This window comes from Pseudomonas sp. Pseusp3, assembly GCF_047304225.1.
Classification (GTDB): domain Bacteria; phylum Pseudomonadota; class Gammaproteobacteria; order Pseudomonadales; family Pseudomonadaceae; genus Aquipseudomonas; species Aquipseudomonas fluorescens_CD.
The window spans coordinates 26,010-50,729 of sequence record NZ_JBGLYV010000006.1; the positions used below are offsets into that span (position 1 = coordinate 26,010).

Here is a 24,720-nt window from a genome sequence, read left to right on the forward strand (position 1 = left end):
AGGCTCGCTCCTACAGCCACCCCGACTTCTTGAAACTCGCCCACAACCCCAGACAACCCACCGTGATAAATCCCAGCACGCCGAAATAGCCGTAGTGCCAGTTCAACTCCGGCATGTTCTGGAAATTCATCCCGTAAATCCCCGCCACCGCCGTGGGGAAGGCCAGAATCGCCGCCCAGGCCGCAAACTTGCGTTGCACCACGCTCTGGCGAGAGGCCTCCAGCAGCACCCCGACCTCAATCGTCTGGCTGGCAATATCCGCCAGGGTCGTCAGGTCTTCCATTTGCCGCGTCACATGGATCTGCACGTCGCGAAAGTACGGGCGCATGTTTTTATCGATAAACGGGAAACTCAGCCGTTGCAATTCCTCCCCGATCTCAATCATCGGTGCCACATAACGACGCAAGCGCAAAACATCACGACGCAGGCCATGCAGCTTCTGGATGTCGTAGTCATTCAACACGCCGCATAACACGTTGCGCTCCAGCTCATCGATTTCCGCGTGAATGACTTCGCCCATCGGCTGGTAGTTCTCGATCACAAAATTGAGGATGGCATAGAGAACGAAATCTTCCCCGTGCTCAAGCAATAGCGGACGCGCCTCACAGCGTTGACGGACATGGGCGTAGGACGCCGAGTGACCGTTGCGTGCAGTAATGATGTAACCATTGCCGGCAAAAATATGCGTCTCGATGAACTCGAGTTTGCCTTCATGACGGATGGGCGAATACGTCACGATGAACAGCGCATCGCCGAAGGTTTCCAGCTTCGGCCGGCTGTGCTTTTCCAGGGCGTCTTCAATGGCCAGTTCGTGAAGGTTGAACTGGCGCTGCAGATTGTAGAGCTCCTCGGCATTCGGCTCCTCAAGGCCGATCCAGACAAAGTGTCCGGGCTTGGCAGCCCAGGCTGCGCCTTCGTCGAGGGTGATATTGGTGACTCTCTTACCGGCGCTATAAACCGCAGCAGCAACAACTCTACCCATGATGGTGGTTCACTTCTTTTGGCAGCTTTCAATTGGCAACATATGCAATGCCAGTGTTGATCAGCTTAGCCTCGCAGTGTTTGCGAGTCAGCTAAATCTGCCGAGTTCGCCGGTAAAGTCTCGCAGACAAAAGAAAACCCGCGCCAGGCGGGTTTTCTTGTTCAGGCGGCTTGCAGTTGCCGGTCCATCGAATCGATGCATTCACGCATCTGCTCGCGGCACTGGGCAATCAGCATGGGCATGTCGTCCAGGCTCAATCCGGCGGTGGGAATCGCCGGCAACGAACGAATCAGAATTTTCCCGCTGCGCCAGCGGTTCAATCGCATGTGTTTGACGTAACTGCTGACACACACCGGCACGATCGGCACCCCGGCGGCAATGGCCATCTGGAATGCGCCTTTCTTGAAGGGCAGCAAGTCCTCACCCAGGTTGCGCGTGCCCTCCGGGAAGACCCATATCGAGGTGTCCTTGTTTTGCAGGGTGTGGGTGGTGGTCAACATCGACTTACGCGCCTTGTGCGCATTGCCACGGTCGATCAGCACATTACCGGCCAGCCAGAACAACTGCCCGAACAGCGGCACCCATTTCAGGCTCTTTTTGCCGATGCACACGGTACGACGGGGCACTACGTTGCCAAACACAAACAAGTCGTAGTTGGACTGGTGATTGGCGATGATCACACAGCTGTCAGGCTTATCCATCAACGGCCCGACTTCGGCCTTCACCCGCAAGCGCAATATACACATGGCCGGCCACGCGTACAGGCGTGCGCACAGACGGCTGTTGTCCGGGTTGAACGGCCGGCACAGGCCGAGAATCACACCCAGCACACCCGCCACAATAAAGTGCAGGCCCATCAATGACATACGCAACAAAAACAGCATTTACAGGCCCCACCGGGACAAAAGGTGGCGCAGTGTACGGATGTGCACTGTTTTCGGCAATTGCTCCCAGAGTAGTGGGAGATAGCCGATGTTTGTGCTGATGTTTCCGACTAATCGGTCAGATACGGTCTAGAGCAGTTACAGGCGTTTAACACAGACATGTATGAAAAAGCCCGACACGACGGTCGGGCTTTTATTTGTAGCAGGTCCGGGCTTAACCCAAATGTGCCTGGTCCTGGATGATCGCGTTGTCCAGGGCCTCCAGCAGCGCTTTGCGCACTTTCAATTTGGTGTTCTTGTGGGCGGTCATGTTGATCTTCTTCAACTGGCGAGCCGCCGCCAGTGCCGCGCCTTGCAGTTCTTCAGCCGACACCACGACATCCAGGAAACCGGCAGCCACGGCGCCTTGCGGGCTGAACATCTCGCCGTTGACCACGGAACGCTGAAGCGCCACTTTGTTCAGGCGGTCACGGGCGATCTCAATGCCCGCGTGGTGCATGGTCATGCCGATCTGCACTTCGTTCAGGCCAATGCTGAACGGGCCCTCAACACCGATGCGATAGTCGGCGGACAGCAGCAGAAACGCGCCCTTGGCCACTGCATGCCCCGGGCACGCAACGATCACCGGGAAGGGGTGCGACAGCAGGCGACGGGCCAGTGTCGAGCCAGAGGTCACCAGTGCCACGGCTTCTTTAGGGCCGGCCGTCATCACCTTCAAGTCATAACCGCCGGAGAGAATGCCCGGCTGGCCGGTAATGATCACCACCGCACGATCAGTCACGGCCTGATCCAGCGCAGCGTTGAACGCGGCAATCACATCCGGGGAGATGGCATTGACCTTGCCATTGCTCAAGGTCAGGGTCGCGATACCGTCTTCGAGATGGTAGGAAATCAACTCACTCATGACGCTATTCCTTTCAATAAAGTTGGGCAGACGTTACCCACCGCCGCAAGCCAGGTAAAGCGCCGTGACTGACCCGCCAGTCACCCTTTGCCCGCCCGCCAGGCGTAGCCCGCCGTGCCTGCTGCCCGTTCCCCTCTATATAGAAGAGGGGGCGAAGCCGGAGATTGGCCGGTTTGCCATGGTCCAGAGTGAGCTGAAACGCTGAATCGCGTTAACCGCATGAAAATTCTGAAAAAAATGTTTGCCATCAGAAAAGCTTTCGACTACATTAGCGCGCCTCGACAGACAGAACATGTTTGAAGAGATACGGTGAAGTGTCCGAGTGGCTTAAGGAGCACGCCTGGAAAGTGTGTATACAGGAAACTGTATCGAGAGTTCGAATCTCTCCTTCACCGCCACATTCTGAGAACCCTCGCAAATCCATGGTTTGCGGGGGTTTTTCTTTTTCAGCTGTACTACTTGATTGTACTGCTCACTACATCCCTCCTTCTGACACTGCGATCCATACCTTTCGACGTCCCGTGTGTCTCTACTACGTCAGCTTGAGTCGTTCTAACGCATAGTCCTTACCTGCCAGGGTAAGTTCAAAAGTGGTGGCGCCGAACGTACCCCGTGTCACTTTTTGCTTCACAAGACGTTTAGCCTGGAGTTGCTTCAGACCGTCTTCAACTTCCAGCTTGCTGAGTGAGACAAGTTTGCAAACCGAGTCCAGGTTTGCAATTTTCCTGAAGTTTGCATGATAGGCCAAAGCTTCCATCAGCAGCGTTTGGTTATCTGTCAACTGTGGAAACTGAGGGTTGTTCGTTTTGTAAACCTTTCGCTCTATCTCATGTAGCTCGCCGTAAGTTCCGTCAGGGGTGCGGTAGTAGTAAATCGCTGCGGTCAGAATGCTGATCAACGCCGCGATAATTATCAGCAGCGACCAATTCGGCATTGGCGTTTCTAACAGAAGCCAGTTCCACGCACGTACCAGCCAGCCTTTGGTATCTGCCAACAACGTCAACTCGAAGTAAGTGTCGAGCAGCTTTGTGGCAGATACCAAGGCGACAAGAAAGCCTCCGGTCGAGTAGGCAATAGTCTTGAAAGTGAAGGGGAAATGATTGCCTTCTGCTGTCATGCTGCTCGTCTCCAGTGTAGAGAACCGACGCTATCAGCATAGCAGTGGAAAAGTGGCGCCCTGGCATTGGTGCGGGTGGGGGAGATGCTGATCCCGTAACATTGCCGGCGTTCGATGCACTGGCTGAATATCTGAACAGGAAGGAACAGCAATGATCACCACTACCACCCATTCCATTGAAGGTCGGCAAATTACAGCCTACCTGGACATCGTCAGCGCTGAGTCAGTGCAAGGGATCAACGTCGTCCGTGACGTGTTTGCCGGGATGCGCGACTTTTTTGGCGGGCGCTCCCAGACACTGGAGCGAGCGTTGAAGGAAGCGCGCATTCAGGCCACCGATGAGATCAAGGAGCGGGCGCGGGCGCTTCAGGCGGACGCGGTGGTCGGGCTTGATTATGAAATCAGCATGCCGGCCGGCAAGGGCGGGATGGTCGTGGTGTTTGTGACCGGGACTGCAGTCAAGTTGCGGTGAAAGTACGAAGCCATTCGTCGGTCACGGGGAAATCAGAACGGCAAGTCCATTAGTGACCGGCTAGTCTGAAAAACCTTGGCGATCGATATTGTTTCGGCAAAAGGGCTTGCCGGTGTCGATCCCGCTTTTTGAAAGGGGTGATGAGATGGCTGATCCGTATATCGAGGACGATGGCGCAGAGTTTCCGATCAACAATTGCGTGCGGTGTGGCCAGACCCAGTATGTGGCCAGTTTCGGCGAGGACCAGACAGAGGTCGACAAGATCAAGACCAGGGCGTGCCGGGTACTGAAGGGCAAATTCCTGCCCAGGGTGACAGCACCGGTCAGGAAGTAAACGAACGCGAGTAAACCCCGTCAACGAACGGGGTTTTTGATGATCGAAAGGGTTGCATGACAAAATTTTCAGGCGGCTGATCTTTCACAAACTTTTCACAGCTCCCTCCGTAATCTCGACTCATCCGTTAGAAAGCAACACCTGGCCCGTCTCCCCAGCGGGCTTTTTTTTGTCCGTCATAAAACCTTTTTCAAAAATGCTGTCCAATCGTCGCCAATCGCGAAGTTGGACCGGTGTGCTGGACTTTATCCGCGCAAAAGCATTCAATCTCGCCCCCTTTTTGTGTACCCCTATTTTTGAGGTTTTTGTCATGCGTTTAACACTGCCCGCTCTGGTTCTGGGGCTTCTGGTTGCTCAAGGTGCAATGGCTGGTGACGGTACTGCCGCGCTGGGCGGTGGCTTGGGCGGCGCATTGGGTAACGTGGTCGGCCAGAAGATGGGCGGCAGCACTGGCGCAGTGATTGGTGCGGGCGTCGCTGGCGCGGCGGGCAGCGCAGTTGCCGCCAAAAAAGGTCATCGCACCAGCGCTGCTATCGGTGGCGGTGTCGGTGCGGCCGGTGGTTCGGTGATCGGTAACAGCCTCGGCGGCAAATCCGGTGCCACCATCGGCGCAGGCTTGGGTGGTGCATTGGGCGGCGGCGTAGGCAGCAACCTGGCCAATGGTCACAAGCGTCACTGATCCTGATCCAGAATTGAAAAGAGCCCGGCTTGATGCCGGGCTTTTTCATTTATGAACGTTTTACGCCGCAGCTGCTCAAATCTTCCATACTCCTGAAGAATGCGAGGTGTGCCATGAATCCGAAAACCGACGGCAATAAAACCGCAAGCCTGAATGCTCGACGATTGATGTTGCCTGCGATTGTTTTTGGATTGCTGGTCTCTCAGGTGGCGCTGGCGGGAGGTAATGGAGATGCCGCGGTAGGCGGTGGTCTTGGTGGGGTGTTGGGCAACGTTGTGGGTGGCCAGGTGGGCGGCAGTACTGGCGCAGCGATTGGTGCGGGTGTCGGCGGAGCGGCCGGTAGTGCCATTGGCGCGCCCAAACACAGTCGCACCGAGGCGGCGGTAGGCGGTGGTTTGGGCGCGGCGGGTGGTTCGGTGGTCGGCAACAGTCTTGGCGGTTCGACCGGATCGGCCATCGGCGCGGGCCTTGGCGGTGCAGCTGGCGGCGCGGTCGGCAATGATCTGGGGAGTGATAGCGGCCATTCCCATTCCGGTAACGGTTATAAACACTCGAACAAGCACCACAAGAAGCATCACTAGTTAAGCGAGGCATACCATGACTGCGGAAACCGAAGGCAAGGAAGAAAAAGGCCCGAGCGAACTGCCGCTTATCAACGATCCCGGCAATGAAGATCCGGGATCGCTGATGGATGATGCAACGGTGCCGCTTAACGATGCTGATGATGCGGGCGATGTGGGGAACATTGATTTTGAAGATGAGGAAGAGGACGAGGATTGATCGAGCCGGGTTGCCGGGTCGAACGTGTCCATCGCCAAGTCATGCCGATGGCGATGGACCGGGTGAGCAAGCTATTACGAAGCGACAGTGAGGAAGTCCGGGTCCCGATTATTTCTTTAAACAGTCGAACCAATGGGTTCAATTGCGGTTTCAGAAATCTCCCAGGACTCCCGTGAGTTCCCGCGATACAAGTATCTTTTTGGAAGTTTTGGTGAGGGCGCATCAGGCTCACCTTCATCAACCTTTGCCACTCCCCCCCGATCCGTCACCAGACATCCCGGCTTGCTCGCCTGCGGACAATTTCCGCCCAACCCCGACGGACTCACCCACCCCGTCGGGTTCCGGGCGTATCGATACGGGTTCAACCCGCCGGCCAACTTGAGTGGATCCTGCGTCAGATAACGACCGATGTCCGGATGGTAGTAGCGATGCCGGTTGTAGTGCAGGCCGCTCTCAGTATCGAAGTATTGCCCCTGAAACCGTAGCGGCTGTTCGAGGCGTTCGTCGTTGCCGTGGCTCGGTTCGCGGAGTTTGCCGTGGGCGGTGTATTTGGCGGACCAGACGATGGCGCCGGCGTAGCTGGTCAGTTCCTGCGGGGTGCCGAGATGGTCGAGTTGGTAGTAGAACGGGCAGGCGTCTGCCCGACCTTTGCCGTCGAGCAGCGCCAGTGGGCGGAAGCTGCCGGGTTCGTAGACGTAGCTGCGGTAATGTCGGGGGCCGCTTTCAGCGATGAGCTGGTCGCCTTGCCAGAAGAATTGCGTGGTCTGGCCGTCGATGGTTTTGCGGATGCGCCGGCCGAAGGCGTCGTAGCGGTAGCTGACACTTTTACCCTCCGGGGTGCTGACGCTGATCAGGCGGTGCTGGCTGTCGTAGGTGAACTCGGTGACCCGGGGCGGCATACCGCGACATTCGCGGATCAGATTGCCGAAGGCGTCGTAGTCGTAGTGGCTGTCGCCGCGGCGGCGCAGGCGGTTGCCCTGGAGTACGCGCGGGCCGGGGCGGTCGTGGATCAGCAGGTTGCCGGCCGGGTCGTGGGTGAAGTTCTCTGCGGACTGGTCGCGGGCGTGGCGCACTCCGGTCAGGCGGTCGAGCGCGTCGTATTGGTAGCGGTGTGAACCGTGGCGGCTGTCGGTAATTTGCAGGAGATTGCCTTTGGTGCTGTAGGCATACTTGCGGCGGTACAGTGGTCGTTGCTTTTGGCTGACGGCATGGGCCTGCAAACGGTCTTGCTCGTCGTAGGCATAATCGCTGAGCAGCAGACCCTGTTGGCGTTGCTGTTCGCGTCCGCCGACAAAACGATGGCTGGTCAGGCGCGTGCCGTTGAGGTCGATGGCAGTAAGTGCGCCCCCCTTGGCGTGGTGATAGTCGAGGACGCAGGCGTCCGGCAGGCTTATACGCTTGAGCCGACCGCAGGCGTCGTAGCCGTAACGCAGGGTACCCGAACCCTGATGCTCGGTGATCAACCGGTCCTGGCGGTCGTATTCGAACTCCAGCGGATGGTCCTGGCCGTCATCGACGCTGATCAGTCGCCCGAAGTTGTCGTAGTGGTACTCGACCTTGACCCCATCGGGCAGAGTTTTGACCAGTAGCCGCCCAGCGCTGTCACGTTGATAGCCGGTAACCAGCTGCGAGCCGTCGTCGCCAAACTCGGTTTTCTCCAGCAACTGGCCATTGAAGTCGTAGCTGTAGGCGGTACGACGGCCATCGAATCCGGTTTCCTGTCGGATCAATCCGCCCTGGGTGTAGTCCAGCCGGTAAGTGTCACCGACCTCGTTGTCGATCTCTGTGAGCAACAATTGCGCAGGGTCGTAGCGGTACTTCAGTGCGCTGCCGTCGGGGTTGATCCGACGGCTGACCAAGTGCAGGTCGTCGGCGTATTCGTAACGGGTTACCCGTCCCAGTTCGTCGGTTTTGGCAGCGACCTGGCCATAGGTGTTATAGCGCCAGACACGGCGGGCACCGGTGGGCAGCGTAGTCCGGGTCAGTCGGCCCATGGCGTCCCACTCAAAACCGGTGACGGCACCGTGTTCGTCCTGCCGGGTAATCTGCCGCCCCAACGCATCGTAGGAAAAAGTGCGAAGAGCACCGTCCGGCAGGGTCTCTTCCAGCAATTGTCCCAAGGCGTTCCAGACAAACCGGTGACTGCTCTGGTCGGGAAAACGGATAGTCAGCAAGCGTCCCAGCGGGTCGTAGAAGAAGCGGGTGATCTGCCCGTCGGGATCGGTGACGGCAGTGATGTCGCCTTGGGCATTGCGTTGGTAGCTCCACGTCGCCTGACTGTGGGTGCGGGTGTGCAGGAAATGGTGACGATACTCGTAGGACATGGGCGTCTCATCCGGCGCAAGCAGTGCGATCAGCCGGCCCTGATCGTCCCAGATGTAACGCACTTCCATCTGCGCAAACGAGGCCCAGTAACGGATGCAGCGGGCTGCCTTGCCCGAGCGCTCCCACGCCCAGAAGAAACTCGCGCCGCCAGCCAGTTGCCGTTGCAGGATGACGTGCTGCTCGTCGTAGTCATAGCGCTCGCTTTCACCTGCGGCGTTGGTTGCCTCGATCAAGCGCTGGCGGGCGTCGTAGCGGTAGCTGACCAGTGTCTGTTCGGTGCGCCAGGTGTGCGCCTCGGAGCCGCTGCGCTGAAACACCTGATAGTCGACGGCCACCAGGTGCTTGAGGTCGTAACGCAGCAGCAAGGCGCGGTCGGAGCCGTTGTCCAGGCGCTGAATCCGGTCAAAGCGGTCACGCTGTACCGTGAGGCGGTTGCCATAGGCGTCGCTGATCGCGCTGAGCCGGCCGTCGTGGAAGTGATAAAAACGCGCCACGTCGCCGGCCAGGGCGAGGATCAGTTCGTCCGTTTTCTCGCCGAGGTAAATCGCCGCCCGCGAAAGGTTGTTGTGGATCAGTGGGCGCGCCGCCACCGGCCAAGGAAACGGCGTGCGGCGGTTTTCGGGGTCGATCCACAGCACCTGCCCGCCGTGGAGTTCCAGGTGCTGGGACAGCGAATGACTCCAGCCAAAACCGAGGCCGCTGTCGAGTTCGACGGCACTGGTGCGATAGAAGCGGGTGAAGTCGAACGGCAAGATCCCGTCGAGGGTGCCTTCGGTCAGGGTCAGCAGTACTTCGCCGGTAACCATCGACACAGGGCAGTTGTGAGTGGCGGTGCGCCCTGCGCTTTCGATCCTGTACGCCCGTGTCAGGGGACCGCTGGTGGGGCATGCCAATACCTTTTGGGGATCGAACATCGGCAGACTTTCGCTTGGCGGAATGTGGAGTCCGAGACTCTGCGGATGACCTGCAAGGAAAGAAGTCAGCAAGGTTGGCGTTTGCTGTAGGGCGATTCGCTAAATAACGTAGAGCCATTCGGCGTGGTTCTGGATTTCATCGTTGCTCTGGGCCAGCGGCGCTCGCTATGCTGCTGAATCCTTTAATCCATTCGGGCATCAGGCCGTTCCTGAGCTGCCCGCGATGCCTCGGAAAACGGATCAGATGCGATGAATGCACCACTGAAAGCATTCGGCCCGATCAAGGCCGTGATTTTTGATATGGACGGCTTGTTGCTGGATACAGAGGGCATCTACACCGAAGTCACGGCCATTATCGCCGCGCGTTATGGCCGGACGTTCGACTGGAGCATCAAACAGAACATCATTGGTCGGGGTGCGGGCGATCTGGCGCGTTATGTGGTTGAAGCGCTGGACTTGCCGATTACGGCGCAAGAGTTTCTGGTGATCCGCGAGCCGCTGATGCGCGAGCGTTTTCCTACCGCGCAAGCAATGCCTGGCGCACAGGAGCTGGTACGGCATCTGAAGGCCAACAACATTCCCATTGCCGTCGGTACCAGTTCTTCAAGCCAGTCGTTCGGCCAGAAAACCACCTTGCACCGCGACTGGTTCGCCTTGTTCGACTTCATCGTCACCGCCGATGACCCCGAGGTGGGCGCGGCCAAACCGGCACCGGATATTTTCCTGACGGCGGCGCGGCGCCTTGGCGTCGCGCCCGAGGATTGCCTGGTGTTCGAGGATTCGCCCTTTGGTGTCACCGCAGCGAAGGCGGCGGGGATGACGGCGATTGCAATTCCGGATGCGGCAATGGCCGATGCCAGGTATGCACATGCCGACGGTATTCTTCGTACGTTGAAGGCGTTCGAGCCGGGCGCTTATGGTTTGCCGGCGCTTGAGCGGGCCTGACGACAAAAAATGTGGGAGCGGCGGTGCGGCGATCCCACACTTTGATCGCGTTTAATGCGTCAGGCGCCGAAGCCACCGTCGATGGTCAGGCTGGCCCCTGTGATATAGCCGGCTTCAGGGCCGACGAGGTAGGCGACGAAGCTGGCGATCTCCTCGGCCTTGCCGTAACGGCCCACGGCCATCATCGGGATCAGGCTTTCCGCAAAGTCACCGTCGGCCGGGTTCATGTCGGTGTCGACCGGACCTGGTTGCACGTTATTGATGGTGATGCCTTGCGGGCCGAGATCACGGGCCAGGCCTTTGGTCAGGCCGACCAGTGCCGACTTGCTCATGGCGTACGGGCCGCCACCGGAGAAGGGCATGCGGTCGGCGTTGGTGCTGCCGATGTTGATGATGCGACCGCCTTCGGTCATGTGTCTGGCGGCGGCCTGGGTGGCGATGAACACGCTGCGCACGTTGATGGCCAGGGTCTGGTCAAAGTCTTCGAGTTTAAACTCGGCCAGCGGCGCGACGGCCAGTACCCCCGCATTGTTGACCAGGATATCCAGGCGACCGAAGGCTTCTACCGTGGCTGAGACGGCACCGCGGATCGCCTCGGCGTCGGCGCTGTCAGCCTTGATGGCCAGGGCCTTGCCGCCCTTGGCGGTAATGCTGTCCTGCAGTGCTTCGGCTTTTGCCGTCGAGCTGACATAAGTGAAGGCAATGGTTGCGCCTTCAGCAGCCAGGCGCTTGACGATGGCTGCGCCGATGCCACGGGAACCACCTTGAATCAATGCCACTTTGCCGCTGAGGTTCTGAGTAGTCATGTCGATCTCCAAGTCCCGAGGCGAGATGTCCCGGTTGATGGAGCCTAGTATCGATTCAGGATTACATGCTGTGTAGACCATAATTGCGATAGTCTGTGTAAACCAAAAGTTTATAGTGGCGACTATGGAAACCTTCAGCAGTATCGAATGCTTTGTGCGCAGCGCTGAGGTCGGCAGCTTTGCAGAAGCGGCGCGACGCTTGAGTCTGACCCCGGCGGCAGTGGGCAAGAGCGTCGCCAAGCTCGAGGCGCGCCTGGGCGTCAGATTGTTTCAGCGCAGCACGCGCAGGCTGACCCTGACGGAGGCCGGTCAGTTGTTTCTCGGCGAAGTCAGCGGCAGCCTGCACACGATCCAGAATGCCGTGGCCAATCTCGCCAGTGCCGGAGGGCAGCCGGCGGGCACTTTGAAAGTCAGCATGGGGACGGTGTTCGGTTGTTTGTACATTGTGCCGATGCTCGGCGAGTTTCTGCGGCGATTCCCGGCGATCAACCCGGACTGGCACTTCGACAACCGCCAGGTCGATCTGATCGGGCAGGGCTTCGACGCGGCAATCGGCGGCGGCTTTGAGTTACCCCAGGGCGTGGTGGCGCGCAGGCTGAGCCCGGCGCATCGGGTGTTGGTGGCTTCGCAGGCTTACCTCGAGGCTCATGCGTCGATCAGCGAGCCGGATGACCTCAAGCACCATGACGGGATTCTGATCCGCTCGCCACAAACCGGTCGTGTGCGCTCCTGGCAGTTGACCCATCGCAATCACCAGCACAGCCCGTTGACGCTCAATGCGCGGATGACCATGAGCGATTCCGAGGCTGCCTGCGCCACGGCCGCGCAGGGTCTGGGCATTGCGCTGGTGAGCATGCCGTTTGCTGCGGGCTATCTGGAGTCGGGCAGATTGCAGCGGGTGTTGCCGGACTGGTACATCGACGATGGCTACACCTCCGTCTATTACGCCGAACACAAACTGCTGCCCGGCAAGACCCGGGTGTTTGTCGATTTCATCATTGAACAGTTTGCCGAGCGGGGGTTGGGGCAGAGGTTCAGTGCGGTTTGAGCCAAGTTCTAGACCGGGTTGCCCCCTTCGCGAGCAAGCCCGCTCCCACACTGGATCTGTAGTGAATACAACATCTGTATTCAACGCAGATCCAGTGTGGGAGCGGGCTTGCTCGCGAAGGAGGCAACTCGGTCAACAGTTGCGAACTTAACGAGCAAACCGCGCCGGCCAGCCAATGATGTTTTTCGGCCGCGGTGTCGCATAAGTCCGCACCTTCGATGTCGACAACCCCAATCGCACCAGCGATTCGGCAATGGTCACCGCCGCCGTCACGCCGTCCACCACCGGTACGCCGGTACGTCGGCGAATCTGCTCGTCCAGTCCGGCCATGCCGCCGCAGCCCAGGCAAATCACTTCGGCCTTGTCCTGGGTCACCGCCAGTTCGGCCTGATGCACGATGGCTTCCAGTGCGCGCTGCGGCTCGTGCTCCAGTTCCAGCACGGCCAGACCACTGGCCCGCACCGAGGCGCAGCGATCCCAGAGGCCGGAGAGCTTGAGGCGATCTTCGATCAGCGGCACGGTGCGGTCGAGGGTGGTGACCACGGAATAGGCGTGACCGAGGAACATCGCCGTGCTGGCGGCGGCATCGGTGATATCCACCACCGGCACGTTGAGCAATTCCTGCAGGCCTTCACGGCCGTGTTCGCCGTAACCGGCCTGGATTACCGCATCGAAGGGCTGGTCGTAGGACATCACCCGGTCCATGACCGCAATGGCCGCCAGGTAGCTTTCGAAATTGCCCTCGATGGAGTCGGCGCCGAAGTGCGGGGTGAGGCCGACGATTTCCGTGCCGGGCGACGCGACGGCTTGCGCCGAGCGGGCGATGGCCTGGGTGATGGATTCGGTGGTGTTGACGTTGACCACGAGAATGCGCATGGGGAGTCCTTATTGCAGGTGGTTCCGCGGCCCGACAACGTCAGGCCGCGACAGGATTAATGGCTGGCGTTTTCGACTGCGATTGATTCGCCACTGACATCGGCATAGTGCGGTTGGCGTTTGGCGATGATCAGGTAGAGCATTCCGGCGATCCCGGCACCGATCAGCCAGGAGAACGGCGACACGCTGTGGAAGCCCGGTACCAATGCCAGGACGATGGCGATCAAGGCTGCAGGAATGAACGCCGCCACCGCGCGCAAATTGACACCGCGGCTGTAGTAATACGCGCCGTCAGGGTCTTCGCTGTACAACTGCGGCACGTTGATCCGGCCTTTTCGTACCTGCCAGTAGTCGACCATGATCACGCCGTACAACGGACCGAGCAGGGCGCCGAGGCCGGACAGGAAGTACACGATTACCAGCGGGCTGTTGTAGAGGTTCCACGGCAGGATCAGCACGGCGATGGTCGCGCTGATCAGCCCGGCGCGGCGGAAGGTCAGGTATTTCGGGGCCAGGTTGCTGAGGACGAACGCTGGGGCGACGAAGTTGGCCATGATGTTCACCGCCACGGTGACGATCAGGAACGCCAGGCAGCCGAGCACCAGGAAGAAGGTGTTGGGGATCGAGGCGATGATTTCGGTCGGGCTTTCGATGATCCGGCCATTGATCTGGAACTGCGCACCGCACAGCAGGACGGTGATGGCGGCGAACACCAGGATATTCACCGGCAGGCCCCAGAAGTTGCCGACCTTGATGGTCTTGCGGCACGGCGAAGAGCGGGCGAAATCGCAGAAGTTGAGGATCAACGTACCGTAGATCGCCAGCCACAGCGCGCCACCGGCAAAGATGTTGCGCCACATCTCACCGCCCGTCAGCGGCTCTCGGATCGACCAGGCAATGGTCGCGTCGGCCTGGGTGTACATCCACGCGGCGAGGGCGGCGACGGTCAGCAGAATCACCGGGCCGGCAAACGCCTCGTAGCGCCGCACCATCTCCATGCCATAGGCAAGGATCGCCAGTTGCACGAACCAGATCGCGACAAAACACACCCAGCCCAGGGTCGACAGGCCCAGGATCGAATTGTGGTCGTAGTCGGCGAACCCGGGATGGACCGCTGTCAACAACACGCGAAAGACGACGGACGCCAGGTACGTCTGGATACCGAACCAGGCGATGGCTATCACGGCGCGGATCAACGCAGGAATCTGCGCCCCATGAATGCCGAAACTGATTCGGCTGATGACCGGAAACGGCACCCCGGTCTTTTGCCCCATGTAGCCGGACAGGTTCATGAAGAAGTAAACCAGCGCCGCACCGATCCCCAGGGACAGCAGGATCTGCCAGCCACCCAGGCCCAGGGCATACAGACCGATGGCGAAGGAGTAGTTGGCAATGTTGTGAACGTCATTGGTCCACAGGGCAAAGATGCTGTAGCGGCCCCAGCGCCGGCCTTCGGCCTTGGTCGGCGCCAGGTCTTTGTTGTGCAGTCGGGGGCTGAGCACGACAGGGCTGTGATGCGCCTGATTGTCGGCGATGTGGGTGGAATGGGAGGAGGGTAGATCCAGCGCGATGTTGTTATTGGAGAGACTAGTACGCATTCCGGCAGGCTCCTGATGCTCGACATCGCGATGACTGTGCATGAGCGTTGGCTCGACAAATCTTCGTCGCGGGTGGCGAAAATCATTGGTTACGGGGCATCTGCAGCCTGTACGGGATAGGGCGCTTCAGGCTTGCGGATCTAAAGTGTGTGTATGTTTTGAGTTGATTGTATACAAAACATGTATGCACTTAAGCCAGAACTGTGCCAGTCGGGAGTTCTATGAAACGTGCTGCTCATTTCGTTTTGTTATGGCTTATCGCCAATTTACTGAAAAATAAATAATTTAAATTGACCGATTGAACAGGTATTTATTTTAAGAAAGGGACTCAGGAGGGCGTGGTGGCGCACATCAGGCGGTGGGATGTAACTTTTGGGGGCGCAGAAACAAAAAGTGCACACATAAATGGCACCGACGGTGACATTCTTGTGTACACATTTACGGGTATTACGAAAACCCTGTAGGAGCGAGCATGCTCGCGAAAAACTCTGGATAACGCGGGCACTCAGGCAGCACGCGTTATCGTTGACGTCCATCGCGAGCAAGCTCGCTCCTACAGAGGGGTATCACATGGCTCGGGATCAGGCTTTGGACTTGCTGATGATATTCCCCGCATGCAACCCGCATTCCTTCTGCGTCGCTTCTTCCCACCACCAGCGGCCTTCGCGCTCATGCTGGTTAGGCAGTACCGGACGGGTGCAGGGTTCGCAGCCGATGCTGATGAAGCCGCGCTCGTGCAGGCTGTTGTAAGGCAGTTCCAGCATGCGGATGTAGCCCCAGATCTCTTCGCTGGTCATTTGCGCCAGCGGGTTGAACTTGTACAGGGTGCGTTCAGGCGTGGAGAACGCGGTGTCGATCTCCATCACCGCGACGGCGCTGCGGGTGCCGGGGCTCTGGTCCCGACGCTGGCCGGTGGCCCAGGCTTTCACGCCAGACAGCTTGCGGCGCAACGGTTCGATCTTGCGGATGCCGCAGCATTCGCCATGGCCGTCCTTGTAGAAGCTGAACAGGCCTTTTTCCTTCACGAAAGGTTCGAGTTTCGTGTAGTCCGGCGACACCAGCTCGATGTCGATCTTGTAGTGCTCGCGCACCTGATCGATGAAGCGGTAGGTCTCGGGGTGCAAGCGGCCGGTGTCGAGGCTGAACACCTTGACGTTCTTGTTCAGCTTCCAGGCCATGTCCACCAGCACCACATCCTCGGCGCCGCTGAAAGATATCCACAGGTCATCGCCGAACTCGGCAAACGCGAGTTTCAGGATGTCCTGGGCGGATTTGTTGGCATAGGTCGTGGCGAGTTCCACGACGTCGAACGTTGGGCTCATCAGGGCGGCTTCCTACAGGTCGGTGGCGCTGGGCGCTCTATATGGGGTTGATGGTAACAAAAAGCCGCACGGGCCGGGGCATCCTCTGCGTTGCGCAGGCAGGCCCGAGTCGCTAGAGTTCGGCAGTCTTTTTGCTCGCTCGACTCAATAATCAATACAAATGGGAGTGTCTTGTGGAAATTGCCTGTCTGGATCTTGAAGGTGTGCTGGTCCCGGAAATCTGGATCGCCTTCGCCGAAAAAACCGGTATCGAGTCCCTCAGGGCCACCACCCGGGACATTCCCGACTACGACGTGCTGATGAAGCAGCGCCTGCGGATTCTCGACGAGCACGGCCTGAAGCTCGCCGACATTCAGGAAGTGATCGCCACGCTCAAGCCGCTGGACGGCGCCATCGAGTTCGTCGACTGGCTGCGCGAGCGGTTCCAGGTGGTGATCCTGTCAGACACCTTCTACGAGTTCTCCCAGCCGCTGATGCGCCAACTGGGCTTCCCGACCTTGCTCTGCCATCGTCTGATTACTGACGACAGTGGGCGAGTCACTGGCTATCAACTGCGTCAGAAAGATCCCAAGCGTCAGTCGGTCCTGGCCTTCAAGAGCCTCTACTACCGGGTGATCGCTGCGGGGGATTCCTACAACGACACCACGATGCTGGGCGAGGCCGATGCCGGGATCCTGTTCCATGCGCCGGACAACGTGATTGCGGAATTCCCGCAGTTCCCGGCAGTGCACAGTTTTGCAGAGCTGAAGCAGGAGTTCATCAAGGCTTCGAACCGGGCCCTGAGTTTGTAATCACATTCCCTGTAGGAGCGAGCTTGCTCGCGATGAACCTGCGAGCGCCGCGGGGTGTCAGGTTTCCAGCGTTATCGTTAACGACCATCGCGAGCAAGCTCGCTCCTACAGGGATGGGTGTGATCAGAGGTTTTGCAGCGTATCGAGCAGCACCTTCACCTTGGTGATCGACTCCTGGTACTCAGCCTGCCACTCCGAGTCCGCGACAATCCCGCCGCCGCCCCAGCAACACACCTGCCCGTCCTTGACCAGCAAGCTGCGGATGGCGATGGAGCTGTCCATCTCGCCGCGCACGTCCAGGTAAAGCAACGAACCGCAATACAGTCCGCGCCGGGTTGGCTCCAGCTCATCGATGATCTGCATGGCGCGAATCTTTGGTGCGCCGGTGATCGAGCCGCCGGGGAAACTGCCGGCGATCAGATCCAGAGCGTCGCGGTCATCCGCCAGTTCACCGGTGACACTGCTCACCAGGTGATGCACGTTCGGGTAACTTTCCAGGCTGAACAGTTCCGGCACCCGTACCGAACCGGTGCGGCAGGTCCGGCCGAGGTCATTGCGCAGCAGGTCGACGATCATCAGGTTTTCCGCGCGGTCCTTGGGGCTGGCCAGCAGTTCGGCGGCGTTCGCCGCGTCTTGCTCAGGCGTCAGGCCCCGAGGTCGAGTACCCTTGATCGGGCGGGTTTCCACATGGCTCTGGCTGACTTTGACGAAGCGTTCCGGTGACAGGCTGAGTACGGCATCGCCGTCGGGCAAGCTCTGGAAACCGGAAAAAGGCGTCGGGCACGCTGCGCGCAGTGCACAGTAAGCGGCCCACGGATCACCCTGGCAGGGCGCGCGGAAACGCTGGGCGAAGTTGACCTGATAACAGTCGCCGGCCTGAATGTATTGCTGGATGCGCTCGATTGCCTGTTGATACTCGTCAGCGCTCAAGTCGGCAGTCATCGGGGTGAGCAGTTTGAATGGAGCAAGCACTTCCGCTGCAGGCTGGCTGAACAGGTCGATCAGGCGCTGACGTTCGCTGTCGGGCAGAGTCGGGTGGAACACCAGTTGGCTGGTCAGCGAAAGGTGATCGCTGATCAATGCCCAGCCGTACAGGCCGAAACGCGCGTCAGGCAGTTGCAGGTCGTCCCGCGCCTGGCTCGGCAGGCGCTCCAGATGCCGGCCGAAGTCGTAACTCAGGTAACCGATCAATCCACCGGCAAACGGCAACTCATAAGGTGTCGGCAAAGTAGCCTCGCCCAGGTGTGTCAGGTTTTCGCGCAGGCGTTGCAGGAAAGCGTCGCCACTTTCGTCGGGCGATACCGTCAGCTGTTCCAGCGGCCAGGCACTGAGCAGGTCATAGCGACCGCGGTCGGCGCCGGGGCGGCCACTGTCGAGCAGCACGGCACCGGGCGCATGGCGAATCGCCGCGAAGTATTGGGCGGGGTTGGCGCGATAGGGCAGCGGGTGTACGGAACAGGTCAGCATGGGCGGGGGAGATCAGCCATCGAGGCGGGGTGGCGATTGTAGTCCCCTCGGAGAATTGCTCCTAGAGGGGGATTGAATACTGTAGGAGCGAGCTCGCTCGCGATGGTCGTCAACGATAACGCGGTAAGCCTGATACCCCGCAGGGTTTTCAGGTTCATCGCGAGCAAGCTCGCTCCTACAAGAGATGGGCGTCAGTTCATCGCGAGCAGGAGAAGGGGATCAGCCCACGACCGCAGGAATATGCCCAAACATTTCCTGCACGAACGCCACGCGCTCTGCGACCGTTTCGGTCACGCCACGAGCCTTCAGGTCTTCCAGTCGTGCTTCCACCGCATGAGTGCGCGACGTCAACCCGCAGTCATTGGCAATCTGGATATTCAGCCCCGGCCGGGCGTTGAGCTCCAGAATCAGCGGGCCTTTTTCCTGGTCCAGGACCATGTCGACACCGATGTAGCCCAGCCCGCACAACTCATGACAGCCAGCGGCAAGCTTCATGAAACCGTCCCAGTAGGGCAGTTGCACGCCATCCACGGCATTCGTGGTGTCCGGGTGTTTGTTGATGATGTTGTTCAGCCAGGTGCCGCGCAGGGTCAGGCCGGTGGCCAGGTCCACACCGACGCCGATGGCGCCCTGGTGCAGGTTGGCCTTGCCGTTGGACTGACGCGTCGGCAGACGCAGCATGGCCATCACCGGGTAGCCCATCAACACAATGATGCGGATGTCCGGCACGCCTTCGTAACTGATGCTCTTGAAGATCTGGTCCGGAATCACGCGGTATTCAATCAGCGCCCGGTCACGGTGACCGCCCAGGGAGTACAGGCCGGTGAGGATGCTGGAAATCTGGTGCTCGATTTCTTCATGGCTGATGATCCGGCCGGACACCGTGCGATAACGCCCCTCAAAGCGGTCGGCGATGACCAGGATGCCATCACCGCCAGCGCCCTGGGCCGGTTTGATCACGAAGTCACTGCGTCCGTCGACGATCTCTTCGAGATTGTCGATTTCCTTCTCGGTGGAAATCACCCCGTAGAGTTCCGGCACGTGAATGCCGGCGGCAATGGCGCGCTCCTTGGTGATGATCTTGTCATCGACGATCGGGTACAGGCTGCGCTTGTTGTACTTGAGCACGTAGTCTGCGTTGCGCCGATTGATTCCCATGATGCCCCGGGCTTCCAGGGCCTTCCAGGTTTTCCAGAAACCGAACATCAGGCGTCAGCCTTTTTCAGGAAGGCCTTGAAACGCACCAGTTCGGTCAGGCGATAACCGCGATAACGGCCCATAGCCAGCATGAAGCCCACCAGGATCAGCAGGATCGCCGGGAAGGTGAACACGAAGTACACCAGTTCCGGCACGGTCATGATCAGGTGTGCCAGGGACGCGGCGAACAGTGTGCCAATGGCCACTTTCATGGCATGGCCGCCGCCACGTTCTTCCCAGGTGATCGACAGGCGTTCGATGGTCATGGTCAGGATCACCATCGGGAACAGCGCCACCGACAAGCCGCGCTCCAGGCCGAGTTTATGGCTGAACAGGCTGATCGCCGCAATCAACACCACCACGAACGTCAGCACCACCGACAGCCTCGGCAGCATTTGCAGCTTCAGGTGTTCGAGATAGGAGCGTAGCGACAGGCCCAGCGCCGTGATGATGGTAAACAGCATGATACCGAAGCCGAGCTGGGTTTCGCGGAAGGCCAGGGCGATCAGCACCGGAGTGAAGGTGCCCAGGGTCTGGATGCCGACCAGATTGCGCAGGATCAGGATCACCAGCACGCCGATCGGGATCATGACCATGATCATGAAAGTCTGCTGGGTTTGCAGCGGCAGGCCGTACAACGAGTACTCGAGGAAGTTGGCGTCGGTGTTTTCGTCGGTCAGCTTGGCCAGGCGAATGGCGTTCATTTCGCTGTTGTTCAGGCTGAAGGTCACGTTGGCTTTCTTGCCGCCGTCGACGGTGATCAGGTTTTCGTCGCCGGTCCACCACAGCAGGCGGTCGGACGGCAGGCCCTGTTCACCGGTTTCCGGGTTGAAGTACAGCCAGTCGGTGCCATTGAAGCTGCGCAGCCACAGTTCCGGCAGTTGCGGCTGGTCGGCCACCAGGCGAATGGTGTGGACCTTCTCGATCGGCACATGGGCGATGGACAGCAGCAACTCGACGATTTTTGCCTTGTGCGCGGTGGATGGATCACCGGCCAGCAACAGTTTCACGTTGTCGTCGTTGAGGTTGTTGACCCGCTTGATGGCTTCGCCGACGAAGGTTTCGACGTCGGCCGAGTGCTGGCGAATCGGTGCGAGCAGGGCTTCGGCAGCGATTTTCTCCGGGCCTTCGATGGTCATGCTGTCGCGAAAGGTCGGACCTTTGATCTTGGCTTTCTCACCGGAATAACGCTTGGTCAGCACCAGGCGGTAATACAGCGTCTGATTGCCTTTGGCCCGGCGTGCCGACCACGTGACCTTGCGATTGCCGTCGACCCGGTTCACCGCCACGCCATAGTTATTGGAGATGAAGCTCTCGTTGAGGCTGACGAAGTCGCGGCTCAGTGGTGGCACGAACATCTGGATCTTGACCGGGTCCTTGGCACTGGCGACGAACTCGACCTTGGCGTCGATGTTCCACAAGTCGTCGGTGGCGTCTTCGGTTACCGGAATGCCCAGCACGAAGATCTGGTAGGCCGTAACTGAAATGCCCAGCACCACCAGGATGGCGATCAGCAGTTTCAGATGAAGGGTAAGAGAGCGCATTTGAATTACTCGGCGGTATAAGCGTCGGTGGTGCAGGCGGGTTTGCCGGCAGCATATTTAAGGCTGGGGTCAACCAGTGCATCGAAGCGCTTGAGCGCTTCGGAGCCAATCAGTAGCGGGTATTGGAAGGCACTGCGGTCGGTCAGGTTCACTTCGATGCTGCGCAGGGCCGAGCCCATGCAGATATCCAGTTCGATCACCGGACGGGCGGTGTATTTCTTGCCTTCCTCCGGGTCGTAGTCGCCGGCCCGGCGCTTGATCTTGCTGACACGGGCCAGCGGGCGTTCGATCGGGTGCGAATGGGCGGCGTCGATGGCCAGATAAAAGCGCACCCACGACTCGCCGTTGCGTTTGAAACGCTTGATATCCCGTGCACTCAGGGATGCGGTTTTCGCCCCTGTGTCGAGTTTGGCCGCCACTTCCAGATCAATGCCATTGAGCGATGCGTACTCATTGAGGCCATACACGGTCTTTTCCCCAGCCATTGCGTAGCCGGGCAGGCAAAGTAAATAAAGGAAGGCAGGGAAGGGCTTGAGTCTCATAAATCCTGGTGCGCAGCGGTCCGACTTGATTCAAGGCCCTGGCATCGCTGCGCAAGCTCCCTCGTATGCCTATCAGGGTTTTATGACAGACAGTGCAGATGTGACAAACAAATGCGGCGGCATTCTAGCACGGTGGTTTGCTGGCGCCAGCGCTGGCGGGTGGCTATGCACCGTCAGGTTGCTTCGTTATGGTGCAACCGGTTATCAGAAGATTGTCGACAATATCGATTTATCCTTTGACTGTGTCGCCTGTATTCGTTAGTTTTTGCGGCATTGGCTCACAAGGTGTCGACAATATGCTGGATCAACTCGATCCCCCGGTTTTAGCGCAGGACGATACGGAGACCCTGTCCGAGAACGTCTTTCGTCGCATTCAGGCGGCTATCGTCAAAGGCGAGATCGCGCCGGGCAGCAAAATCTCCGAACCGGAGCTGGCGCGCACCTACGGCATCAGCCGTGGCCCGCTGCGCGAGGCCATCCACCGTCTGGAAGGCCAGCGCCTGCTGGTTCGCGTACCGCATGTCGGCGCGCGGGTGGTGTCGCTCAATCACGCCGAGCTGCTTGAGCTTTATGAAATCCGTGAATCCCTGGAAGGCATGGCCTGTCGCCTCGCCGCCGAGCGCATGAGTGTCGAGGAAATCGACGAATTGCGTCGGGTCCTGGAAACCCATGAGCGCGATGAAGCGTTTCAGGCAGGCAGGGGCTATTACCAGCAGGAAGGCGATTTCGACTTCCATTACCGAATCATCCAGGGCAGCGGCAACCGCACGCTGACCCAAATGCTCTGCGGCGAGCTCTATCAGCTGGTGCGCATGTACCGCATCCAGTTTTCCACCACGCCCAATCGCCCGCACCAGGCGTTCGCCGAGCACCACCGCATTCTCGATGCCATCGCCGACCGTGACGGTGAGCTGGCCGAGTTGTTGATGCGCCGTCACATCGGCGCCTCCAAACGCAATATCGCCCGTCACTACCAGGACGGCGTTAACCCGACAGCCAAACGAGGTGAGTCATGAGTTTGAACAAGAGCACACCAGGCCAGCGTTTCCGCGATGCGGTCGCCAGTGAACATCCACTGCAAGTGGTCGGCGCGATCAACGCCAACCACGCGCTGCTGGCCAAGCGCGCCGGTTTCAAGGCGATCTACCTGTCGGGTGGCGGGGTGGCTGCCGGCTCCCTCGGCGTGCCAGACCTGGGCATCACCGGTCTGGATGACGTGCTGACCGACGTGCGCCGTATCACCGATGTATGCGATCTGCCATTGCTGGTGGACGTGGACACCGGTTTCGGTTCCTCGGCGTTCAACGTCGCTCGCACTGTCAAATCGATGATCAAGTTCGGTGCCGCGGCGATTCACATCGAAGACCAGGTCGGCGCCAAGCGCTGCGGTCACCGTCCCAATAAAGAAATCGTGACCCAGCAGGAAATGGTCGACCGCATCAAGGCGGCCGTCGATGCGCGTACCGATGACAGCTTCGTGATCATGGCCCGTACCGACGCCCTGGCGGTGGAAGGCCTGGAGTCTGCCCTGGATCGCGCCGCCGCGTGCATCGAAGCCGGCGCCGACATGGTGTTCCCGGAAGCCATCACTGAACTTGAAATGTACAAGCTGTTCGCCAGCCGTGTGAAAGCGCCGATCCTGGCCAACATCACCGAGTTCGGTGCGACGCCGCTGTACACCACCGAACAGCTGGCCGCTGCCGATGTATCGCTGGTGCTGTACCCGCTGTCGGCGTTCCGCGCCATGAACAAGGCTGCAGAAAACGTCTACACCGCGATCCGCCGCGATGGCACGCAACAGAACGTCATCGACACCATGCAGACGCGCATGGAGCTTTACGATCGCATCGACTACCACACCTTCGAGCAGAAGCTCGATGCGTTGTTTGCCGCAAAGAAATAATGAACACCGTGTACCTGTAGGAGCGAGCTCGCTCGCGATGGTGGGCCATACACCGCGGGGTATCAGTTTTCCCGCGTCATCATTGACGTCCATCGCGAGCAAGCTCGCTCCTACAGATGAAAGATTGGTTTCCCTAAAAAATTCAAGAATTGGAGACAGCAATGGCCGAAGCAAAAGTACTCAGTGGCGCCGGGCTCCGTGGCCAGGTAGCCGGGCAAACCGCACTGTCCACCGTGGGCCAGTCGGGTGCCGGTCTGACTTATCGTGGTTATGACGTTCGTGAACTGGCGGCTGACGCGCAGTTCGAAGAAGTTGCCTACCTGCTGCTGTACGGCGAGTTGCCGAGCAAAGCGCAACTTAGCGCCTACATCGCCAAGCTGGGCAAGCTGCGTGACCTGCCGCAAGCACTGAAAGAAGTGCTGGAACGCATCCCCGCCGACGCCCACCCGATGGACGTGATGCGTACTGGCTGCTCGTTCCTGGGCAACCTGGAACCCGAGGCGGATTTCTCCGAGCAGCATGACAAGACCGACCGTCTGCTGGCCGCCTTTCCGGCGATCATGACTTACTGGTATCGCTTCAGCCACGAAGGCAAGCGCATCGATTGCGTGAGCGACGAGCCGTCCATCGGCGGCCACTTCCTGCACCTGCTGCACGGCAAGAAACCGAGCGAGCTGCACGTCAAGGTGATGAACGTTTCGCTGATCCTCTACGCGGAGCACGAGTTCAACGCGTCGACCTTCACCGCGCGCGTTTGCGCATCGACCCTGTCCGACCTGTTTTCGTGCATCACCGCAGCCATCGGCTCGCTGCGCGGCCCGCTGCACGGCGGTGCCAACGAAGCGGCGATGGAAATGATCGAGCGTTTCTCGTCGCCGGAAGACGCGATCAAAGGGACCCTCGGCATGCTGGAGCGCAAGGACAAGATCATGGGCTTCGGCCACGCGATCTATAAAGACAACGATCCGCGCAACGAGGTGATCAAGGGCTGGTCGAAGAAGCTCGCTGACGAAGTGGGTGACAAGGTGTTGTTCCCGGTGTCCGAAGCCATCGACAAGACCATGTGGGAGCAGAAGAAACTGTTCCCGAACGCCGACTTCTACCATGCCTCGGCGTACCACTTCATGGGCATCCCGACCAAGTTGTTCACACCGATTTTCGTCTGCTCGCGCCTGACCGGCTGGGCCGCCCACGTGTACGAACAGCGCGCCAACAACCGCATCATCCGTCCAAGCGCCGAGTACGTTGGCGTTGAACAGCGCAAGTTCGTACCAATCGAACAACGCTGAA

General features: G+C 59.3%; 24 protein-coding genes and 1 tRNA gene. 12 read left to right on the plus strand and 13 right to left on the minus strand.

Going from position 1 to position 24,720, the window contains the following annotated elements; translation table 11 throughout:
* Positions 1-10: 10 nt before the first annotated feature.
* From ACCD00_RS03620 to ACCD00_RS03630, 3 genes are all read right to left on the minus strand, one after another.
* Positions 11-982, minus strand: a complete 972-nt coding sequence (locus ACCD00_RS03620; RefSeq protein WP_413421978.1) for a magnesium and cobalt transport protein CorA — start codon at positions 980-982, stop codon at positions 11-13.
* Between the two features lie 161 nt (positions 983-1,143).
* Entirely contained in the window at positions 1,144-1,866 is a 723-nt protein-coding gene (locus ACCD00_RS03625) for a lysophospholipid acyltransferase family protein (RefSeq protein WP_413421980.1), read from the minus strand.
* A 214-nt stretch (positions 1,867-2,080) separates the two neighbouring features.
* A complete protein-coding gene (locus ACCD00_RS03630) occupies positions 2,081-2,770 on the minus strand; it encodes a crotonase/enoyl-CoA hydratase family protein (protein ID WP_413421982.1) in 690 nt (229 codons plus the stop codon).
* 308 nt (positions 2,771-3,078) lie between these two features.
* Between ACCD00_RS03630 and ACCD00_RS03635 the strand changes: the two genes are divergently transcribed.
* A tRNA-Ser gene (locus ACCD00_RS03635) sits at positions 3,079-3,168 on the plus strand.
* A 134-nt stretch (positions 3,169-3,302) separates the two neighbouring features.
* Here ACCD00_RS03635 and ACCD00_RS03640 read toward each other — a convergent pair.
* Positions 3,303-3,887, minus strand: coding sequence for a hypothetical protein (locus tag ACCD00_RS03640; protein WP_413421984.1), 585 nt, complete (start codon positions 3,885-3,887; stop codon positions 3,303-3,305).
* A 151-nt stretch (positions 3,888-4,038) separates the two neighbouring features.
* Here ACCD00_RS03640 and ACCD00_RS03645 point away from each other — a divergent pair, with 151 nt between their 5' ends.
* The 5 genes from ACCD00_RS03645 to ACCD00_RS03665 all read left to right on the plus strand — a co-directional run bounded on the left by ACCD00_RS03645 (position 4,039) and on the right by ACCD00_RS03665 (position 6,152).
* Complete coding sequence (locus ACCD00_RS03645) at positions 4,039-4,359, plus strand: YbjQ family protein (protein WP_007971919.1); 321 nt, start codon at positions 4,039-4,041, stop codon at positions 4,357-4,359.
* A gap of 145 nt (positions 4,360-4,504) precedes the next feature.
* Positions 4,505-4,693 carry a hypothetical protein gene (locus tag ACCD00_RS03650; RefSeq protein WP_108218939.1) on the plus strand — a complete coding sequence of 63 codons (189 nt, stop codon included), beginning with the start codon at positions 4,505-4,507 and terminating at the stop codon, positions 4,691-4,693.
* Positions 4,694-5,003: 310 nt separating this feature from the next.
* Positions 5,004-5,372, plus strand: a complete 369-nt coding sequence (locus ACCD00_RS03655; RefSeq protein ID WP_102672845.1) for a bacteriocin — start codon at positions 5,004-5,006, stop codon at positions 5,370-5,372.
* Between the two features lie 113 nt (positions 5,373-5,485).
* Positions 5,486-5,953, plus strand: coding sequence for a glycine zipper domain-containing protein (locus ACCD00_RS03660; RefSeq protein ID WP_413421987.1), 468 nt, complete (start codon positions 5,486-5,488; stop codon positions 5,951-5,953).
* Between the two features lie 16 nt (positions 5,954-5,969).
* Complete coding sequence (locus tag ACCD00_RS03665; RefSeq protein ID WP_413421989.1) at positions 5,970-6,152, plus strand: hypothetical protein; 183 nt, start codon at positions 5,970-5,972, stop codon at positions 6,150-6,152.
* A gap of 116 nt (positions 6,153-6,268) precedes the next feature.
* Here ACCD00_RS03665 and ACCD00_RS03670 read toward each other — a convergent pair whose 3' ends face one another.
* A complete protein-coding gene (locus ACCD00_RS03670) occupies positions 6,269-9,391 on the minus strand; it encodes an RHS repeat-associated core domain-containing protein (protein ID WP_413421991.1) in 3,123 nt (1,040 codons plus the stop codon).
* A gap of 249 nt (positions 9,392-9,640) precedes the next feature.
* On the opposite strand from ACCD00_RS03670, the gene ACCD00_RS03675 reads away from it, so the two are divergent.
* Positions 9,641-10,336, plus strand: a complete 696-nt coding sequence (locus ACCD00_RS03675) for an HAD-IA family hydrolase (protein WP_413421993.1) — start codon at positions 9,641-9,643, stop codon at positions 10,334-10,336.
* A 59-nt stretch (positions 10,337-10,395) separates the two neighbouring features.
* On the opposite strand, the gene ACCD00_RS03680 is transcribed toward ACCD00_RS03675, so the two are convergent.
* Complete coding sequence (locus ACCD00_RS03680) at positions 10,396-11,142, minus strand: 3-oxoacyl-ACP reductase family protein (RefSeq protein WP_413421995.1); 747 nt, start codon at positions 11,140-11,142, stop codon at positions 10,396-10,398.
* A 124-nt stretch (positions 11,143-11,266) separates the two neighbouring features.
* Between ACCD00_RS03680 and ACCD00_RS03685 the strand changes: the two genes are divergently transcribed.
* A complete protein-coding gene (locus tag ACCD00_RS03685; protein ID WP_413421997.1) occupies positions 11,267-12,190 on the plus strand; it encodes a LysR family transcriptional regulator in 924 nt (307 codons plus the stop codon).
* A 147-nt stretch (positions 12,191-12,337) separates the two neighbouring features.
* Here the strand turns inward: ACCD00_RS03685 and ACCD00_RS03690 are convergent, their stop codons facing one another.
* From ACCD00_RS03690 to ACCD00_RS03700, 3 genes are all read right to left on the minus strand, one after another.
* A complete protein-coding gene (locus ACCD00_RS03690; RefSeq protein WP_008017624.1) occupies positions 12,338-13,066 on the minus strand; it encodes an aspartate/glutamate racemase family protein in 729 nt (242 codons plus the stop codon).
* A 56-nt stretch (positions 13,067-13,122) separates the two neighbouring features.
* Positions 13,123-14,664: an NCS1 family nucleobase:cation symporter-1 gene (locus ACCD00_RS03695; RefSeq protein ID WP_413421999.1), complete on the minus strand. Its 1,542-nt coding sequence runs from the start codon at positions 14,662-14,664 to the stop codon at positions 13,123-13,125.
* 581 nt (positions 14,665-15,245) lie between these two features.
* On the minus strand, positions 15,246-15,986 hold the full coding sequence (locus ACCD00_RS03700) for a phosphoadenylyl-sulfate reductase (RefSeq protein ID WP_007971943.1): 741 nt from the start codon (positions 15,984-15,986) through the stop codon (positions 15,246-15,248).
* 173 nt (positions 15,987-16,159) lie between these two features.
* Between ACCD00_RS03700 and thrH the strand changes: the two genes are divergently transcribed.
* Entirely contained in the window at positions 16,160-16,777 is a 618-nt protein-coding gene (thrH, locus tag ACCD00_RS03705) for a bifunctional phosphoserine phosphatase/homoserine phosphotransferase ThrH (protein WP_413422001.1), read from the plus strand.
* Positions 16,778-16,900: 123 nt separating this feature from the next.
* On the opposite strand, the gene pabB is transcribed toward thrH, so the two are convergent.
* The 4 genes from pabB to ACCD00_RS03725 all read right to left on the minus strand — a co-directional run bounded on the left by pabB (position 16,901) and on the right by ACCD00_RS03725 (position 21,527).
* Positions 16,901-18,244, minus strand: coding sequence for an aminodeoxychorismate synthase component I (pabB, locus tag ACCD00_RS03710; protein WP_413422003.1), 1,344 nt, complete (start codon positions 18,242-18,244; stop codon positions 16,901-16,903).
* A 219-nt stretch (positions 18,245-18,463) separates the two neighbouring features.
* Positions 18,464-19,450 carry an alpha-L-glutamate ligase-like protein gene (locus ACCD00_RS03715; RefSeq protein WP_413422005.1) on the minus strand — a complete coding sequence of 329 codons (987 nt, stop codon included), beginning with the start codon at positions 19,448-19,450 and terminating at the stop codon, positions 18,464-18,466.
* Positions 19,450-20,985, minus strand: coding sequence for an inactive transglutaminase family protein (locus ACCD00_RS03720; RefSeq protein WP_413422007.1), 1,536 nt, complete (start codon positions 20,983-20,985; stop codon positions 19,450-19,452). The genes ACCD00_RS03715 and ACCD00_RS03720 overlap by 1 nt, the downstream gene beginning before the upstream one ends.
* Before the next feature lie 5 nt (positions 20,986-20,990).
* Positions 20,991-21,527, minus strand: coding sequence for an ATP-dependent zinc protease (locus tag ACCD00_RS03725; RefSeq protein ID WP_413422009.1), 537 nt, complete (start codon positions 21,525-21,527; stop codon positions 20,991-20,993).
* A gap of 296 nt (positions 21,528-21,823) precedes the next feature.
* Here ACCD00_RS03725 and ACCD00_RS03730 point away from each other — a divergent pair, with 296 nt between their 5' ends.
* The 3 genes from ACCD00_RS03730 to prpC all read left to right on the plus strand — a co-directional run bounded on the left by ACCD00_RS03730 (position 21,824) and on the right by prpC (position 24,719).
* Complete coding sequence (locus ACCD00_RS03730) at positions 21,824-22,543, plus strand: GntR family transcriptional regulator (RefSeq protein WP_008017617.1); 720 nt, start codon at positions 21,824-21,826, stop codon at positions 22,541-22,543.
* Complete coding sequence (gene prpB / locus ACCD00_RS03735) at positions 22,540-23,430, plus strand: methylisocitrate lyase (RefSeq protein WP_008061726.1); 891 nt, start codon at positions 22,540-22,542, stop codon at positions 23,428-23,430. Before ACCD00_RS03730 ends, prpB begins: the two co-directional genes overlap by 4 nt.
* 161 nt (positions 23,431-23,591) lie before the next feature.
* Entirely contained in the window at positions 23,592-24,719 is a 1,128-nt protein-coding gene (gene prpC / locus ACCD00_RS03740) for a 2-methylcitrate synthase (RefSeq protein ID WP_413422012.1), read from the plus strand.
* Position 24,720: the final 1 nt, after the last annotated feature.